The sequence below is a fragment of the Phaeodactylibacter xiamenensis genome (assembly GCF_000759025.1).
Taxonomy (GTDB): domain Bacteria; phylum Bacteroidota; class Bacteroidia; order Chitinophagales; family Saprospiraceae; genus Phaeodactylibacter; species Phaeodactylibacter xiamenensis.
In genome coordinates this window covers 125,476-141,423 of record NZ_JPOS01000004.1, presented here as the reverse complement: position 1 = coordinate 141,423, position 15,948 = coordinate 125,476, and the positions used below count along the sequence as shown (strand labels likewise).

Genomic DNA, 15,948 nt, shown 5'->3' with positions numbered 1-15,948 from the left:
TTTGGCAAACAACCCGCCCCATATCACCTGCGTGAATAACGTCATAGCCGGCCAGTCGCTGACCCAGTATTCGCCGGTATCTACCCAGATGACGCTGATCTGACTGATCACACTAATCCTGCAATCCTGCTGCCGCCACACGAACATGCCCCGCTCTTATGCCCCTGCTCGCAATCCGTGCAAATCCGCGAAATCAGTCTAATCTGTGTTCCCCCTCACGCCGCGCACGACAATAGTACACTGATGACGCTGATCTGACTGATCACACTAATCCTGCAATCCTGCTGCCGCCACACGAACATGCCCCGCTCTTATGCCCCTGCTCGCAATCCGTGCAAATCTGCGCAATCAGTCTAATCTGTGTTCCCCCTCACGCCGCGCACGACAATAGTACACTGATGACGCTGATCTGACTGATCACACTAATCCTGCAATCCTGCTGCCGCCACACGAACATGCCCCGCTCTTATGCCCCTGCTCGCAATCCGTGCAAATCTGCGCAATCAGTCTAATCTGTGTTCCCCCTCACGCCGCGCACGACAATAGTACACTGATGACGCTGATCTGACTGATCACACTAATCCTGCAATCCTGCTGCCGCCACACGAACATGCCCCGCTCTTATGCCCCTGCTCGCAATCCGTGCAAATCTGCGCAATCAGTCTAATCTGTGTTCCCCCTCACGCCGCGCACGACAATAGTACACTGATGACGCTGATCTGACTGATCACACTGATCTTGCAATCCGGTGCCGCCACACTAGCATGCCACCGCTTCCAATCAGTGTCCCACCTACTGGTTCTTCACCTCTTCCGGCAGCCAACTCTTATAATAATCCCGGTCCTCAATACCCACCGCATGCTCCGTCAGTTGCAGCGGCTTAAAAGTGTCCACCATCACCGCCAATTCATGAGTGCCCTGCTTGCCTATGCTCTTCTCGACAGTGCCCGGGTGAGGGCCATGTGGAATGCCTCCGGGGTGCAGCGTAATCATGCCTTTCTCCACATGCTTACGGCTCATAAAGTCTCCATCTACGTAGTAGAGTACCTCATCGCTGTCAATATTGCTATGGTTGTAAGGCGCAGGAATGGCCAGCGGATGATAGTCATACAACCGGGGCACAAAAGAACAAATGACAAAATTGCGGGCTGCGAAAGTCTGATGCACGGGCGGTGGCTGATGTACCCGGCCCGTGATAGGCTCAAAGTTGTGAATACTGAAGGCATAGGGATACACATAGCCATCCCAGCCAACCAGGTCGAACGGATGATTGAGATAAGTGTACGGATAAACCTGGTCCTGCTTTTTGATATAAAACAGGAACTCACCCTGCTCATCGTGGGTTTCCAGCAACTCTGGTTTGCGGATGTCCCGCTCGCAGAAGGGGGCATGCTCCATCAGTTGCCCGTAGTCATTGCGGTAACGCTTGGGCGTAATGATGGGGCTGTAGGACTCCACGATAAAGAGGCGGTTGTCCTCCTGATCAAATTCGAGCTGGTAAACGGTGCCCCTTGGGACCACCACATAGTCGCCATACTCAAATTCCACCACGCCGTACATGGTCTTGAGGCGACCTGTACCTTTGTGGATGAAAATGCACTCGTCTGCATCTGCATTTTTGAAAAAGTAATCCGTCATGCTTTTGCGGGGCGCAGCCAGGATGATCTTGCAATCGTTATTGACGAGTACCGGCTTACGGCTCTTGAGGTAGTCCTCTTCCGGCGCCACCTCGAACCCCTTCAGGCTACGGTGCTTGAGCTGCTTGTCCGCCACTACTTTAGGCGCTACGGAGTAAGGCTCGCCCACCTGAACGATTTGAGTGGGCGCATTCACATGGTAGAGCAGAGAGTGCAGGTCACTAAAGCCTTCGGTGGAGAAAAGCTCCTCATGGTAGAGCTCCCCGTTAGGCTTCCGGAACTGCGTATGCCGCTTGGGCGGTATTTGTCCTAAGCTGTGGTAATGCATAAAATTCAGTTTTTCTGGTTTTGGCAAAAGTGGGCAAAGCCGGGCGGGCAAACTGCCGCACCCGCTTTGCTGAGCTACAATTGGTTCTATTTGGTATCCTCAGAGCTGAGGTTGTTGAATACGGTATTGAGCATGCCCATCAACTGATCGATCTGCCCGTTGTCGAGCTTTGCCCAGGCTTTGCCCCGGGCACGGTGTATGATAGGCAGCACCTCGTCGATTTTTTGATAGCCACCATCGGTAAGCTGAATGCGGAACCGCCGCCGGTCATCCGGGTCCGTGATGCGCTCGGTAAGCCCTTTCTGGCACAGTAAGTCGATAATCCGTGTGATGGTGGGCGGATCCTTGAAGGTTGCCCGGGCAATGTCCAGCTGGCTCAGGCCATTTTGCTGGTTGAGCGTCTGCAGGACCACCCATTGGTCGATGGTGATTTCAGTACCGGCAGCAGCCAGCGTTTGCTGAAAGAACTGCTTCATCCGCTTGGCAGTGCGCTCCAGCGTAAAGCCAGGCATGTCGGGGCGTTCAGTGATCGAATTTGGCTGTGTTTGTGTCTCTGGCACGGCTGTAAAATTAGTTTCTGTAAAAATAATTGTTGTACGAACTAATTCAAAGCTTTCTGCTCTTTTTCTGTCCCGGTTGGCACAGTTTGACCGGTAATTTACCGAAGCGCCGCCTCCAGTTGCTTCTGTCTGAGGCGGACAATCAACTGACCGCCCAGCAGCAGCAGCTCCTGCTCAGCGGGCTCGATCGTATACTTTGTACCGATATAGGTGAGCAGGTCGTAGAGGATTTGCTTGTCGCGGCCGGATACTTCAGCCCCCGATTTCAATACGCGGATGAGCCGCGCTTGTTCGTCCTTTATTTTGATGACATCGGGGGGCATCGCGTCATTGCCTTCGAGTAACACATTGAAGCCCAAGAAGACCGGCTCAATCCTTGCAGGTGTACAGGCATCCATAATATCCCGCACGAGCGTGGCACGGCGGGCATCAAGCCCACTGGAGGGCAGGCGGGCAGCTACGCCGAGAGAGAACAAGGCACCTTCTTTTTCTGAAAAGGTATACCGGTTGCCCACTGCATCAGCATCGATTATGATCAGGATTTTATGCCGGGCAGTCTCTTGTTTCAGCACCTGCAGGGCAGTATAGTAACCGGTGTTGTCGGTCATCGCTCCATCAAACAGGTGCAAAAAAGGGCGTTCTGAGCTGTAGCTGCTGACCAGAGTGGTATTGGAGATCAGGACTGGAAAACTGCCACTCGACTTAATGCCGACCGATAAGGGCACGATGTAGGAAGCCGGGAACTCATTGACCTCCTTTTGCATCCGGTGTGTGTAACCTACCACGCCGTATTCTTCCAGCACATCAGGCGTGAAGGGGAAAATTTGCATGGTATTGACGGTAGAACTATTGGTGATGTGCATCGGCAGGCGTACCGGTAGATCTGAACCTTTAGGAATAAACATATCTCCCAGCCGAATACTTGGCGCATCGGAGCCCAGGTCTTTCCGGCGGCTTTTATAGCCCAATACCTGATCGTCAATGGCGCGTTCCAGTGCATCGCCATCGTCTACATGCGTAAACCAAAGGCGGGGGTTGAAATTGGCGCGGACCAAAGTGCCGACGTAGGAGTAGGACAGGGCTTCCCGTACACGCCGCTTCACATAATCTCCAAAAACAAAAGGGGCATCGGGGCGCAGCCGGTTGTGGTCGTAGAGGGCGGCCACATAAGACCCGCCGGCAAAGCCTCCTCCGGAAACGGTAGACAGGTAGTCGACTTCCTTGAGCAGGTTCTGATACCGCATGCCTTCAAAGTCTTCCAGCCCAAGCATGATGCCAACGCCGAAGTTTGCGGCTCTTGATCCTCCGCCGGAGATGGCTACTGCTATGCAAAGGTCTGGATTTTGACCGGGCCTTTCCTGCACGCTTTTGTAAGTACTAAGGTCTACAGTGGGCGCCAGTTCCCCATCCCGAAGGAAGTGGCTGCGGTCAGGATAAAGGGCTTTGTTGCAACTGCTAAGCCAAAGGCTAAAAAAAAGCAGCATAAGGGTAATTCGCATGAGGTTGACTTTTAGCGGGGTGAGCTTTTTTTCCAAATGACTCTAAAGTCATCAATAAAGATAGTGTCCTGTGGGCGTTTCCAAAAATAGAAAGCCAGGGTGTCAGAGGGAAAAGATGGGGGGATGCGAAAGCTCCCCTCATGACGATGCCAGCCCTTCTCATTTGCAGAAGGGGATTGAATTTGATGCGTAAAGTGGAACTGACTGGCATCAGGAGCCGAAAAAACGAGCCTGGTTGAGCCGCCTTCCTGCCTGGCCTGTAAACGGTATTCGAATTCGTCAAAAGGTGCTACCGGAAACACCCGGTGCGTAAGCCCATACTCCTGCCCCGGCGCCATCCGATAGGCAAATGTACCGTTATAACTATCCGGGTAAAGGCTTGTTTTTTCAGCACTTCTTAGCTGGGCAAAGCCGGGCGCTTCAGGCCATCCGTCAGGTTCCATTTCGTAAACCATTGTGTCACGGGCCGTCCATGCCGGCCTTTGCAAGAGGAAGATGGTATCTTTTCCGGGCGGTAGAATGCGCTGAAACGGATAAACCGCAACGGGGGTGTAATTGTGGTAAGGCCCAAAGCTGACTACGTAGGTATCCTCTCCGACAAACCACCAGCTTTGTGTATAGGGCAGCTTGGGCCGCAGAGGCCCCGTCCGGTACCAGCCATTAAATTCAAATCCGCCATCAATCTTTTCAGGGGGGATGCCGTTTTCCAGCGCCTCATTCAGCGCGGCCCACCTGGCCCGGTTCCACGCAAAATAATCATGAGTACCGGCGATGGAGAAACAATACCAAAGCAGTAGCAAAACGGTAGCTGCCGCCAGTCTCTTTTGTGGACGAGCGTGCCCTACGGGGCGTATAATCAGCAGCCCGCTCAAAAGGACAGGGAGCAGGTACCGGTCAAAGTGGACATGATTGACCAGGAGAAACAAAACATAAGGCAGCAGGAAGCCACAAAGCCCAAGGCGCAGGGTCTGTGCAGGATTTAATCCGAGCCATCCGTTATTTCGAAACGGGAGGAACTGCTGCATCAATTGGACAGTCCGAATGCTTCCATGGCTGATGAGGAGGAGTATGCCGGCCACTCCCAGCAACTTTGCCGGCCAACCCAGCCAGGAAGGAAGGGATGGCCAATGCCCGTTATGATGGACGCCCTGCAAAGGGATCGTCCCTAATCCACGGTGGTGGAGCGTGTTGCCAAGCAGCCCCTCGTCCCAAGATAGAGCAATGAGGGCTAAACCGGCAGCACTCAGCAGCCCGGTGAGGACCCATGCACTTTTTTGACGGGGTTGGCAGGGGCTGAGCAACATTACCGGGAGCAGCATAAAGCCTGCATACATCAGGTACAAGCCGCCATAATTCTGCATGCTGCCTGCCACATGCTCCGGGGTAAGCAGGTGCCGTATACTACCGGGCTGACTGAAAGCACCGGGAAGACCGGAAGACGTACTCTGCTGCCAGAGGATGTAGCCCTGAAGGCACAGGTATACAATAGTAGTGCTCAGGAATCCAAATCCAAGTCGCCGCCAGCCGGGCCTGCCCAGGAATCCGGCAATGCCCATCGCAAGGGGGAGAAGCAAAGCGGGCTGGCGCAACAGGATGGCAAGGCTGCTGAACAGCGTGGCGGCAGCCCACCATCGCCATTGGTCTTTTTCAAACGCCCTCAGATAGGCATAAAGGCTCATCGCCATCAGGCTCAGGAAAGGCACATCCGTCATAAAGGTGAGCGAAAGTTCAAAAAAGACAGGGTTGAAAACAAGGGTGAGCAGCGCAACTAACTGCCACCAACCGGGCAACTCCAGCAGGGTCATGATTTTCTGAAAAGCCAGAATGCCCAATGTGGCGAGGACCAGCGTGGACAAGCGCAGGGTGTAAAAAGAGAAACCAAATACTTTGGCAAACAACCCGCCCCATATCACCTGCGTGAATAACGTCATAGCCGGCCAGTCGCTGACCCAGTATTCGCCGGTATCTACCCAGTGCTTTACGGCTTCAGCATATGACCAGTCGTCATCAAGTGGGAAGTCACCAACGGGCCATGCCATAAGTACAGCCAATAGCCAAAGTACAGCGAGCGCCCGCAGGGGCTTTTGAGTAAGATTAGGCATAGCCCTAAAGATACGGTATATTGGTAAGTTCGAGTAAAGAAAGGGAATTGTAAAATAAGCCTAAAGTGTCAGCCCGCTTTCAACAAATTTTCGTTTCTATTGTCCTGCTACTACAATACCTGATGTATCTTTTCGGCATTTCCAACCTTTTACATTTTAACCTTGTGATTGTATGAAAAACACATATTGGCCTATACTCATGTGGGCTTGCTTATTGGGCACCACACTGACTGCCCAGGTGGCAGAGCCTGACCAAATTGCTGCGCGCTACCTTACGGAGTCGCGGGCAGACCTGAAACTGACTCAGGCAGATATTGCAGACTACGAGATCACGAATACCGTGGTGACCCGCCACAACAAAGTGACCCACGTTTACCTGCAGCAGCAGCATGCCGGCATACCGGTCCGTAATACTATCCTGAATATGAATATTACGGAAAATGGCGAGGTGTTCAGTATGGGCAACCGCTTCATTTCCGATTTGTCCAGCCAGGTGAATACCACCCAGCCGCAGATCAGTATGGAGACTGCGGTGAAGAAGCTGATGGCACATGCCAACGTGAACAGCAGCGCCCCACTGAGCATCGACCGGCAACCCGGCGAGCATCATGCCATCTTCAATCCTGCCGGCCTGGCGTTGGAGCCTATTGAAGTGCATTTGGCGTATCAGCCTGTGCGGGGCGCCGTCCGCCTGGCCTGGAATGTGACCTTTTATGAACTTAGCGGACAGCATTGGTGGGATGCCCGCATCGATGCCATTACTGGTGAAGTCCTCGATGCCTTCGATCAGGTCCTGCACTGTCAGTTTGGGCCACACGTCGCCTCAAAAGAGCACCAGGCATTGCACCTGGAGCACCAGCATGCTGAAGCGTCCAGTTTGCAATCGCCATTGCCGCCTTCCTCACCTGACGATGGCAGCCGCTACAGGGTCTTTCCGCTCACGGTAGAAAGCCCTAACCATGGCGACCGCATTCTGAAAACCAGTCCTGCTGATTCCATGGCCTCACCTTTCGGCTGGCACGATGAGGACGGCATGCCCGGTCCGGAGTACACCATTACCAGGGGGAATAACGTACACGCTTACCACGACATCTTTGACCTGAACGCCTCCGTTGGTGATGAGCCGGATGGAGGGGATTCGCTCGATTTTGATTTCCCGCTCGACTTGTCCACCAACCGGCCCTTCACTCAGATCGACCCACTGGTTACCAACCTGTTTTACTGGAACAACATCATGCACGATGTCTGGTACTACTATGGATTTGATGAGGCAGCCGGCAATTTCCAAACAACGAATTACACCGGATTTGGTGAAGGCGGGGACTATGTGCGTGCAGAAGCCCTGGACGGCAGCGGAACCAACAACGCCAACTTTGCAACGCCTACCGATGGCAACCGCCCCCGCATGCAAATGTACCTTTGGGGCGGCGCATTGCCCAACCTCGATACCGATGCCCGGCTGACCGTGACAGACACTGCCGGCAACGCTACAGATTACACTTTTGTGCAGGCGGGCTTCGGAGGAGCCCTTCCGGAAGCCAGTGCACCGCTAACCGGCGAGCTGGTCCTGGTGGAAGATGAGGCAGCCCCTGTCACTGATGCCTGCGAGGACTTGGTGAATGCGGCGGCACTGGAAGGCAAAATCGCCATTATTGACCGGGGTAGCTGTGAGTTCGGATTCAAAGTACTCAGCGCGGAGAATGCGGGCGCAATTGGTGCAATCATCTGCAATAACGTAGTCGGCGACCCTATCACCATGGGTGCGGGTGCTGTAGGCGATCAGGTCACAATACCCTCTGTAATGATTACTCAGGGCGACTGTGCAATTCTGAAAACACTGCTGCCTGGCGCTACGATCACCCTTTCTGCTCCTGAACTCCAGGTCCCCAACCCGGGCCCTTCCGGCCTGAGCAGCGACCTGGATAACGGCGTGATTGTGCACGAGTACACCCACGGTATTTCCATCCGCCTTACCGGTGGCGCGGGCAACAGCGGCTGTCTGGGCAATTTCGAACAGGCCGGCGAAGGCTGGAGCGACTGGTATGCTCTGGCGATGACAACGACTTCCGAAAACACGGCAGACCAGGTACGGGGCATTGGCACCTACGTCGTCAATGAACCCACTAACGGCGGCGGTATCAGAACCTACCCCTATACTCGTAATATGAACGTCAACCCTCATACCTACTCAGACATCAATGGGGAGTCTGTTCCGCACGGCGTAGGTTCGGTATGGTGTGCTATGATTTGGGATATGTACTGGAATCTGGTCGATGAATACGGCTTTGATGATAATCTCTATACCGGTACCGGAGGCAATAACATAGCGATGCAGCTGGTCACTGATGGTCTGAAACTGCAGCCCTGTGGCCCTACCTTCCTGGATGCCCGCGATGCTATTCTGGAGGCAGACATGCTCAACTACAACGGGGCTAATCAATGCCTCATCTGGGAGACCTTCGCCCGCCGTGGGCTGGGCGCGAGTGCAATAGCTGGTGGGGTGGAAGCCTTTGATATTCCGGATGCCTGCAACTTCACTTTCCGGGTGAACAAAACCGGAGTAACAGAAGCCGATGCCGGTGATGTCATTACTTACAATCTCGAAATTATCAATGGCCGTACCGTAGCCGTGGAGGACGGTATCGTTACCGACCTTTTGCCGGAAGGCACCACTTTCGTGGAAGGCAGCTCCAGCTGCCCGGCTACTGTGGAGGACGGTGTGCTGACCTTCGATCTTGGTGAAGTGGAAAGCGGTGCGACCATCAACTGTAGCTATCAGGTGGCACTGGATGACGACAAAGGAACCTACGCAGTCTTTGAAGATGGTGCCGAAGAAGGGCTGGACAACTGGACCCTGGAAGCACCGGTGGGTACCAATAACTGGCAGGTGACCAATGTGGATGCCTATTCAGGCAACACCTCCTTCTTTGCCCGCAACCTGGCCACGGCATCAGAACAAAGAATGACCATTGAAGTGCCTATGCCCAACAACGGGCAACGCCGGGGTATTTCCTTCTGGCACCGTTTTGATACCGAAAATGGCTGGGACGGTGGTATCGTCGAGATTTCTCCAAATGGGATTTTCTGGCTCAACGCCAGCGGCTATATTTTGGAAAATAACTACAACGGCACACTCAACCCATCTGCAGGCCATGATTTGGCAGGGCAACTCGCCTTTACCGGCGATAGCGACGGTTGGATACAAACGACCATCGACCTGGAGTCTATCTCATGGAGCAACATCATGGTACGCTTCCGTTTTGCTTCTGACAATCAAACCGGAGGCAACGGCTGGTACGTAGATGATGTCCGGGTACTTGGCGAACTCTACAGCATTACCAACGTAGCCTGTGCCGGGGAAGGTGAGGAAGCCCTCTGCGATGAAACAACGACGATTGTCAACATCGAGAATCCGGTCGCCACGCGCGAACCTGCCCTGCACGTAGCCATGACGCTGTCACCCAACCCGACCAAGGGCAAAGTGGTGCTTGCACTGGACGAGCCTTTGACGACAAGAGTCGACCTGGAAGTGCTCTCCGCCGATGGCCGGCAGTTGCGTTCGGAGCAATTCGATAGCCTGGAGAACCACACCCTTGATTTCTCAGGGTACAGCGCCGGGGTTTACCTGGTCCGTTTGCGCACTAAAGACGGCGTAACTACCCGTAAGGTGATTGTGCAATAGACAATTGAAAAGATGACTTTCAGCATAGTGTGGCTGCCCTGCCTGAGTGTGGAGCAGCCACATGTGTTTTGGGCAGCTTGCAAGGCTGATCCATTTTGCAAGCAGAGAATGCACAAAAAGCCTTACCTTTCTCCAAACCACAGGAAAGATAAATGTCAGGTACCCAAAAGCAGCGGCAAGCATACAACGAAGCCTTTCAGGAAGTCCTGGAGCAGCTGAACCCCCAGCAGCGGCAGGCGGTGGATCAGATCGAAGGCCCGGTGATGGTCATTGCGGGGCCGGGGACAGGCAAAACCCATATTCTCTCTTCCCGTATTGGCCGTATTCTTATGGAGACGGATGCACAGGCGCACAACATCCTTTGCCTGACCTTTACTGATGCAGGGGTGAATGCCATGCGCGAACGCCTGCTGCGGTTCATTGGCCCGGAAGCACACCGCATCCCTATCTACACCTTTCACTCTTTTTGCAACAGCATCATTCAGGACAACCTGGAGCGCTTTGGCCGGCAGGATTTGGAACCCCTGAGTGACCTGGAGCGCGTGGAACTGCTCCGCAGAGTACTGGATACCCTGCCGCCGGAACACCTCCTGCGCAGGGGCCGCAGTGATGCCTATGCTTACGAGACACAGTTGCAAAACCTCTTTCAGCAAATGAAAGCCGAGCGTTGGACGGTACCCCTGATGGAAGAGGCTATCGATGCTTACCTGGAAGACCTGCCCAACCGGGAGGAATACATCTACAAAGTCAGCCGGAAGGGGCAATATCAAAAAGGAGACCTCAAAACCAGTCAGATCGAGGAGGAAGTGGAGCGTATGGAACGCCTGCGGGCGGCTGCCCGGCTATATCCGGACTACCAAAAAGCCATGCAGCGCGCCAATCGCTACGATTACGACGATATGATCCTTTGGGTGCTCGATGCCTTTGAGCGTTTCCCCAACCTGCTTCGGTCGTATCAGGAGCGTTTTCTCTACATTCTGGTAGACGAATACCAGGATACCAACGGGGCGCAGAATGAGATCATCCGCAAGCTCGTGGCCTACTGGGAGATGCCCAACCTGTTTATTGTGGGGGATGACGATCAGTCTATCTACGAATTTCAGGGCGCCCGCCTGAAAAACCTGACAGACCTCTACGAAACATACCGTAACGGGATAAGGCTGGTCGTATTGGAGGACAACTATCGCTCCACGCAGCCTATACTCGATGCGGCCCGGCATGTGATCGGGCAAAATGATATCCGGATCGTCAACCGGCTGCAGGAGCTGGGCGTCGAAAAAGTGCTAAAAGCGAGCCATCCGGCAGTAAAGGATTTGCCTGCTGTACCTGAGATTAGTGTATTCCCCAATCCCCTGCAGGAAGAAGTATGGCTTGCTGGTGAGCTACAACGATTACAGGGAGAAGGTATCCCCTTGAACGAAGTCGCCATCATCTACGCTAAGCACCGGCAGGTGGAAAGTCTGATGGAACTGCTGGAAAAGCAGGGTATTCCTTACCAAACGCGGCGGCGTGTGAATGTGCTCCACCTCCCGCTCATCCGCAACCTCCGGCTGATGCTGGAGTACTTTGCGGCAGAGTTTTTCCGTCCCACAAGCGGCGAACATCTGCTGTTCCAGATCATGCATTTTGTCTTTATCGGGCTGCACCCTGACGATCTTTCTGCTATAAGTCAGTGGCAGGCCCGGCAGAACGGGAGCAAAGGCAAGGCCTGGCGCGATTTCCTTGCCCATTCTGAAGACTGGGCCGGGCTGGGGTTGAAAGATCAGCCCGCACTGCAGCGGTTCACCGATTTTCATCATCATATGATCCGGCAATACACCAACCTGAGTGCACCGGCTTTTGTGGAACAGCTCCTTAACCGCAGCGGGCTACTGGCTTATGCTATGGATCAGCAGAATAAAGCCTGGCTCCTTCAGGTACTCCGGTCTTTTCTGGATTTTGTGCGCAGGGAAGCTGCCCGCAATCCGCGCTTGACAGTAGGTGGGCTGCTAGACCTGTTGCGCAGTATGGATGCCAACCGCCTGCCCGTGGAAGCCAGTGAATCGATCTACGCGCAGGATGGGGTACAATTGCTGACCGCCCACAGTGCCAAAGGGCTGGAATTCCGGCAGGTCTTTTTGCTGGATGTGACCCAAAAGCCCTGGGAGCCCAGTTCAAGGGGCAGTAATTTCCGGTTCAAACTGCCCGATACGCTCACTTACTCCGGAGAAGAAGACCCGCTTGAAGCCCGTCGCCGGCTCTTCTATGTGGCCATTACCCGGGCGCAGGAACGCCTGCATTTGTCTTATGCCACTCAGGATATGGATGGAAAAGCGACACCACGTACGCGCTTCGTGGATGAGTTGCTGGAGCAGGGAGCCGTAGCCGTAACCGAGCGTGAACTGCCTAAAGGTATGCTGCTGGAAGCCGAGGCTCTGCGGTTGATGGAGCAGCGGGCACCCGCAGTACCTGCCCCTGACCGGGATACCATCGAAGCTTTACTGGAAGGTTTCCAGCTCAGTGTTTCTGCCCTCAACCGCTATCTCAGGTGCCCGTTAGGATTCTACTATGAGAATGTCCTCCGCGCTCCGGTTTTGATGCGCGAAGCGGCCCACTATGGCACCGCCATGCACTACGCGCTGGAACGCTATTTCGAACGCATGCGTACCCACCGGGAACAGGAATTCCCACCGGTAGAGGTCCTAATTGAGGGCTTTGAGCAGGAAATGGAACGCCGCCGTGGCTTTTTTGCCCGCCGGGAATTTGAGCGCAGGCTGGAAGCTGGCCGGTACAACCTGCAGCAGTACTTTGAGGCACACCGCAGCAGTTGGTCCACAAATGTCCTGATGGAATACCGGCCCCGAAATGTGGAAGTTGATGGGGTGCCGGTCACAGGCAGCATTGATCAGCTTATTCAGCTCAACGCAGATCAGGCACGGGTGGTGGACTTCAAAACGGGCAGCCAGCAAAAGAGCAAGCTCCGCCGTCCGACTGAGAAAAACCCCAACGGCGGGAGCTACTGGCGGCAGTTGGTCTTTTATAAATTGCTCTACGAAAACTATCCCGGCAATACCCGCACGGTAACCTCCGGCACTATTTCCTATCTGGAACCCGACAAAACAGGCGCTATGCCGGAAGCAAGCATCAGTTATCAGCCCCGGGACACCGCAACCGTGCGCAGGTTAGTGCAGGAAGTCTATGCGGCCATTCAGAACCACGACTTCTTTACCGGGTGTGGCGAAACCGACTGCCCGTGGTGTAATTTTGCACGGGAACACATAGTGCCCGATACCTTCGCGCAGCCCGAAATCGAAGCCCTTGATGACGAGAGCTAATCTTAAGACCGTCTTAGCTGTACTGGGCGAGTAGCTGTTTTACTTCCTGCTCCCTGGTATCGAAGTGGCGGCTGATAACCTCAGGTCTTGGGTCGATGATGTACTGCGGTTCTTTGCCTTTCATACGGATGGCAACCTTGCGTTCCACATAGACCACCACACCGGATTCCTTGTCAACGGAGCGGATTTGACCGGCTTTTTCCATCGCTTTATACCCTTCAGAGTTAATGCGGTTGATGATGCGGCGGTTCTTTTCGTGCACCTCTACCTGATACACCACCAGCTCCGCTTTACTGCCAATGGGCGTGCTTTCAATTACCCGTACCTGTCCGTAAATAGCCCGGGCGGAGCCATTGTTCGCCAGTGGGTAGTCCGTGAGGGCATTCTCAGCGACCAGCTTTTCATTGACCTTTTCGAGGTTGCCATCGGAAATGCCAGAGTAGATGCGCTGAAGCTCCGACTGCAGCCTGCCACTATCGGTGCTGTTGCAATTGTGTAGTAGTAAGGCGGTCAGGAGAATAAAAAAATACTTAGTGTACTGCATTGGAACAATTAATTAACAAGAAGCAGCTGCATAGTCAGCCCGCTTAATAGACAAGTAAAAACGCAATCCGGTTGGCTTTAGTGTAGAGCGGTAGCAAAAGTAACATTATCTTTGCAATTGCCTACCTTCGCGCTGATCGCATTCACAAATGTATGCCATGAAAGTAGCCGTTATTGGTGGCGGTGCCGCCGGTTTTTTCGCAGCCATTGAGGCCAGGCGCAATCATCCTCAAGCCGCTGTTGTCCTGTTTGAAAAGTCGCGTAAGCTGCTGTCCAAGGTGAAAATCTCGGGGGGCGGGCGTTGCAATGTAACCAATGGCTGTACCTCCATAGCCGAGCTGTCGAGGGCTTACCCCCGGGGCAGCAAACAGCTGAAAAAAGCCTTCCGGACCTTTAATACTGTGCATACCATGGACTGGTTTGAGCGCCGGGGCGTGGCGCTTATGACACAGCCTGATAATTGTGTATTCCCGGTTTCCCAGGACTCCCAGACCATCATCGACTGCTTCCTGAAAGAAGCCCGGCAGCTCGGGGTGCAAATTGAGACAGGAGTTGGCGTGGCCAAGCTGCAGCCGGTGGGAGAGGGGCTGAAGCTGCATTTTCTTAAGGGGGTACATCCGCCTGCCTTTTTCGATAAGGTCATTGTTGCGACCGGCGGCAGCCCAAAACGGCAGGGTCTGGAGTGGCTGGAAGCCCTGGGGCACCAAATTGAAGACCCGGTACCCTCCCTCTTCACCTTCAATATGCCCGAAGAATCGGTCACCGAGCTGATGGGCGTAGTGGTTGAAGAAGTGCAGGCCAGCATTCAGGGCACTAAGCTGAAATCGGATGGCCCCCTGCTGATCACCCACTGGGGGATGAGTGGGCCGGCTATTCTCAAACTCTCGGCCTTTGGAGCACGTGCGCTGAGCGAGTTAGGCTATGTGTTTAAGGTGCAGGTCAACTGGGCGAACGAGCAGAATGCCGAACAGGTGTCGGACGACTTACGCGGTATCATGGCCGCGAATCCAAAAAAAGACCTGAACAATGAGCGCCCCTACGCTTTGCCCAAACGCCTGTGGAGTTACCTGTTGGCCAAAGCCGAGCTGCCGGAAGACAAAAAATGGGGCGAAATCGGCAAGAAAGGCCTGCATAAGCTTACCCATCTCCTCACCAATGATGTGTACCAGGTAAGGGGCAAAACTACCTTTAAGGAAGAGTTTGTCACCTGCGGTGGCGTGAGCCTTCAAAGCATCGATTTTAAGACCATGCAAAGCAAAGCCTGCAAAAATCTTTATTTTGCGGGTGAAGTCCTGGATGTTGACGGAATCACGGGAGGTTATAACTTTCAGGCCGCCTGGACGACAGCCTATATCGCCGGGCAACTCAATTGATTAACCAAAACAACGAAAAACCATGGGATTACTGTACACGCTTATCGTAGGCGCCATTGCCGGCTGGCTGGCCGGAAAAATTATGAAAGGTGCCGGATTTGGACTACTTGTCAATATTGTGCTGGGTATAATCGGCGCCTATGTAGGCAACTGGCTGTTTGGGGTGCTGGATATCAGTATTGGCACAGGCTCCGGTACCATCAACACCATTATCACTGCCACTGCAGGCTCGGTGGTTGTGCTGTTTGTTGCAGGGCTGCTGAAAAAGTGACCTTAGCCGGAGCGGCAGGTTTGAAGTGCCGCTCCGGCTATACACTCGCTAATACGTCCACGCCGGCTGCCCCTCTTCGTAAGGTATGCACGGCTTATATTGCCCGGGTATAGGCAGGAAAGCGGTCACTTCCGTACCTACCTTTTCCGAAGTGAAATATCCAAGCAGCACGAGTTGCTTGAGCTTAAGGAAGCCGGACCATGCCGTCTCGCCCATATCATCCGGCACCGTCTCTATACTGCGGGCTTCTGCATCTATGGTATTGAGCAAGGCGAGCCGCTCTTCGGAGTCAAGGCCTGTGAAGGTTTTGTTATGTTTCGACTGAGCTTGGGCTTCAATCTGCTCTATACTATCGCGCAGGGACATTTGCTCTTCTTCCGGCAGACAGGTAGCGGCAAGCTGGTCGATGAATTCCGGTACGCCCACATCTTTCGCGCCCGGTGTTTCTGTGGCGGGCAGTATGGTCTCTGCAATTTCCGAAAGGGCGGCTGCCTGTTGGGCATCAAAAAACTTCGGTGCCCAGGCAGTTGCGGTGGAGGCTTCTGCCTGACAGCCATTAAGCACAGCGGTTATGGTGGAAGCAGACAGGGCCGCACCGGTCAGCAAAACGGTTCTTTTTATGGCTTCTCTTCTGTCCAT

Annotated in this window: 10 protein-coding genes; 4 read left to right on the top strand and 6 right to left on the bottom strand. The window is 54.0% G+C overall.

Going from position 1 to position 15,948, the window contains the following annotated elements; all coding sequences use genetic code 11:
- Window positions 1–792: 792 nt before the first annotated feature.
- The 4 genes from IX84_RS02135 to IX84_RS02120 all read right to left on the bottom strand — a co-directional run bounded on the left by IX84_RS02135 (window position 793) and on the right by IX84_RS02120 (window position 6,126).
- Window positions 793–1,965, bottom strand: coding sequence for a homogentisate 1,2-dioxygenase (locus IX84_RS02135; protein ID WP_044216170.1), 1,173 nt, complete (start codon window positions 1,963–1,965; stop codon window positions 793–795).
- 86 nt (window positions 1,966–2,051) lie between these two features.
- On the bottom strand, window positions 2,052–2,525 hold the full coding sequence (locus IX84_RS02130; RefSeq protein ID WP_202965193.1) for a MarR family winged helix-turn-helix transcriptional regulator: 474 nt from the start codon (window positions 2,523–2,525) through the stop codon (window positions 2,052–2,054).
- Window positions 2,526–2,623: 98 nt separating this feature from the next.
- Window positions 2,624–4,024 (bottom strand): patatin-like phospholipase domain-containing protein, encoded by a 1,401-nt coding sequence (locus tag IX84_RS02125; RefSeq protein WP_044216168.1) that lies wholly within the window; start codon window positions 4,022–4,024, stop codon window positions 2,624–2,626.
- An 11-nt stretch (window positions 4,025–4,035) separates the two neighbouring features.
- Window positions 4,036–6,126, bottom strand: a complete 2,091-nt coding sequence (locus tag IX84_RS02120; RefSeq protein ID WP_081968564.1) for an ArnT family glycosyltransferase — start codon at window positions 6,124–6,126, stop codon at window positions 4,036–4,038.
- A 172-nt stretch (window positions 6,127–6,298) separates the two neighbouring features.
- Here IX84_RS02120 and IX84_RS02115 point away from each other — a divergent pair, with 172 nt between their 5' ends.
- Window positions 6,299–9,808 (top strand): T9SS-dependent M36 family metallopeptidase, encoded by a 3,510-nt coding sequence (locus IX84_RS02115; RefSeq protein ID WP_081968563.1) that lies wholly within the window; start codon window positions 6,299–6,301, stop codon window positions 9,806–9,808.
- Between the two features lie 152 nt (window positions 9,809–9,960).
- Entirely contained in the window at window positions 9,961–13,122 is a 3,162-nt protein-coding gene (locus IX84_RS02110; protein WP_044216163.1) for an ATP-dependent helicase, read from the top strand.
- Between the two features lie 13 nt (window positions 13,123–13,135).
- Here the strand turns inward: IX84_RS02110 and IX84_RS02105 are convergent, their stop codons facing one another.
- A complete protein-coding gene (locus IX84_RS02105; protein WP_044216161.1) occupies window positions 13,136–13,666 on the bottom strand; it encodes a hypothetical protein in 531 nt (176 codons plus the stop codon).
- Window positions 13,667–13,823: 157 nt separating this feature from the next.
- Between IX84_RS02105 and IX84_RS02100 the strand changes: the two genes are divergently transcribed.
- Together IX84_RS02100 and IX84_RS02095 are read left to right on the top strand one after the other, a co-directional pair.
- Entirely contained in the window at window positions 13,824–15,038 is a 1,215-nt protein-coding gene (locus IX84_RS02100) for a BaiN/RdsA family NAD(P)/FAD-dependent oxidoreductase (RefSeq protein ID WP_044216159.1), read from the top strand.
- A gap of 22 nt (window positions 15,039–15,060) precedes the next feature.
- A complete protein-coding gene (locus tag IX84_RS02095; RefSeq protein ID WP_044216156.1) occupies window positions 15,061–15,309 on the top strand; it encodes a GlsB/YeaQ/YmgE family stress response membrane protein in 249 nt (82 codons plus the stop codon).
- 48 nt (window positions 15,310–15,357) lie between these two features.
- Here the strand turns inward: IX84_RS02095 and IX84_RS02090 are convergent, their stop codons facing one another.
- Entirely contained in the window at window positions 15,358–15,948 is a 591-nt protein-coding gene (locus tag IX84_RS02090; RefSeq protein WP_044216154.1) for a gluconate 2-dehydrogenase subunit 3 family protein, read from the bottom strand.

What these genes read in the sequence shown, in the direction of transcription:
- IX84_RS02135 (WP_044216170.1), bottom strand. Translation starts at nt 1,965, where the DNA reads ATGCATTACCACAGCTTAGGACAAATACCGCCCAAGCGGCATACGCAG.
- IX84_RS02125 (WP_044216168.1), bottom strand. Translation starts at nt 4,024, where the DNA reads ATGCGAATTACCCTTATGCTGCTTTTTTTTAGCCTTTGGCTTAGCAGT.
- IX84_RS02115 (WP_081968563.1), top strand. Translation starts at nt 6,299, where the DNA reads ATGAAAAACACATATTGGCCTATACTCATGTGGGCTTGCTTATTGGGC.
- IX84_RS02095 (WP_044216156.1), top strand. Translation starts at nt 15,061, where the DNA reads ATGGGATTACTGTACACGCTTATCGTAGGCGCCATTGCCGGCTGGCTG.
- IX84_RS02100 (WP_044216159.1), top strand. Translation starts at nt 13,824, where the DNA reads ATGAAAGTAGCCGTTATTGGTGGCGGTGCCGCCGGTTTTTTCGCAGCC.
- IX84_RS02110 (WP_044216163.1), top strand. Translation starts at nt 9,961, where the DNA reads ATGTCAGGTACCCAAAAGCAGCGGCAAGCATACAACGAAGCCTTTCAG.
- IX84_RS02105 (WP_044216161.1), bottom strand. Translation starts at nt 13,666, where the DNA reads ATGCAGTACACTAAGTATTTTTTTATTCTCCTGACCGCCTTACTACTA.
- IX84_RS02120 (WP_081968564.1), bottom strand. Translation starts at nt 6,126, where the DNA reads ATGCCTAATCTTACTCAAAAGCCCCTGCGGGCGCTCGCTGTACTTTGG.
- IX84_RS02090 (WP_044216154.1), bottom strand. Translation starts at nt 15,948, where the DNA reads ATGGACAGAAGAGAAGCCATAAAAAGAACCGTTTTGCTGACCGGTGCG.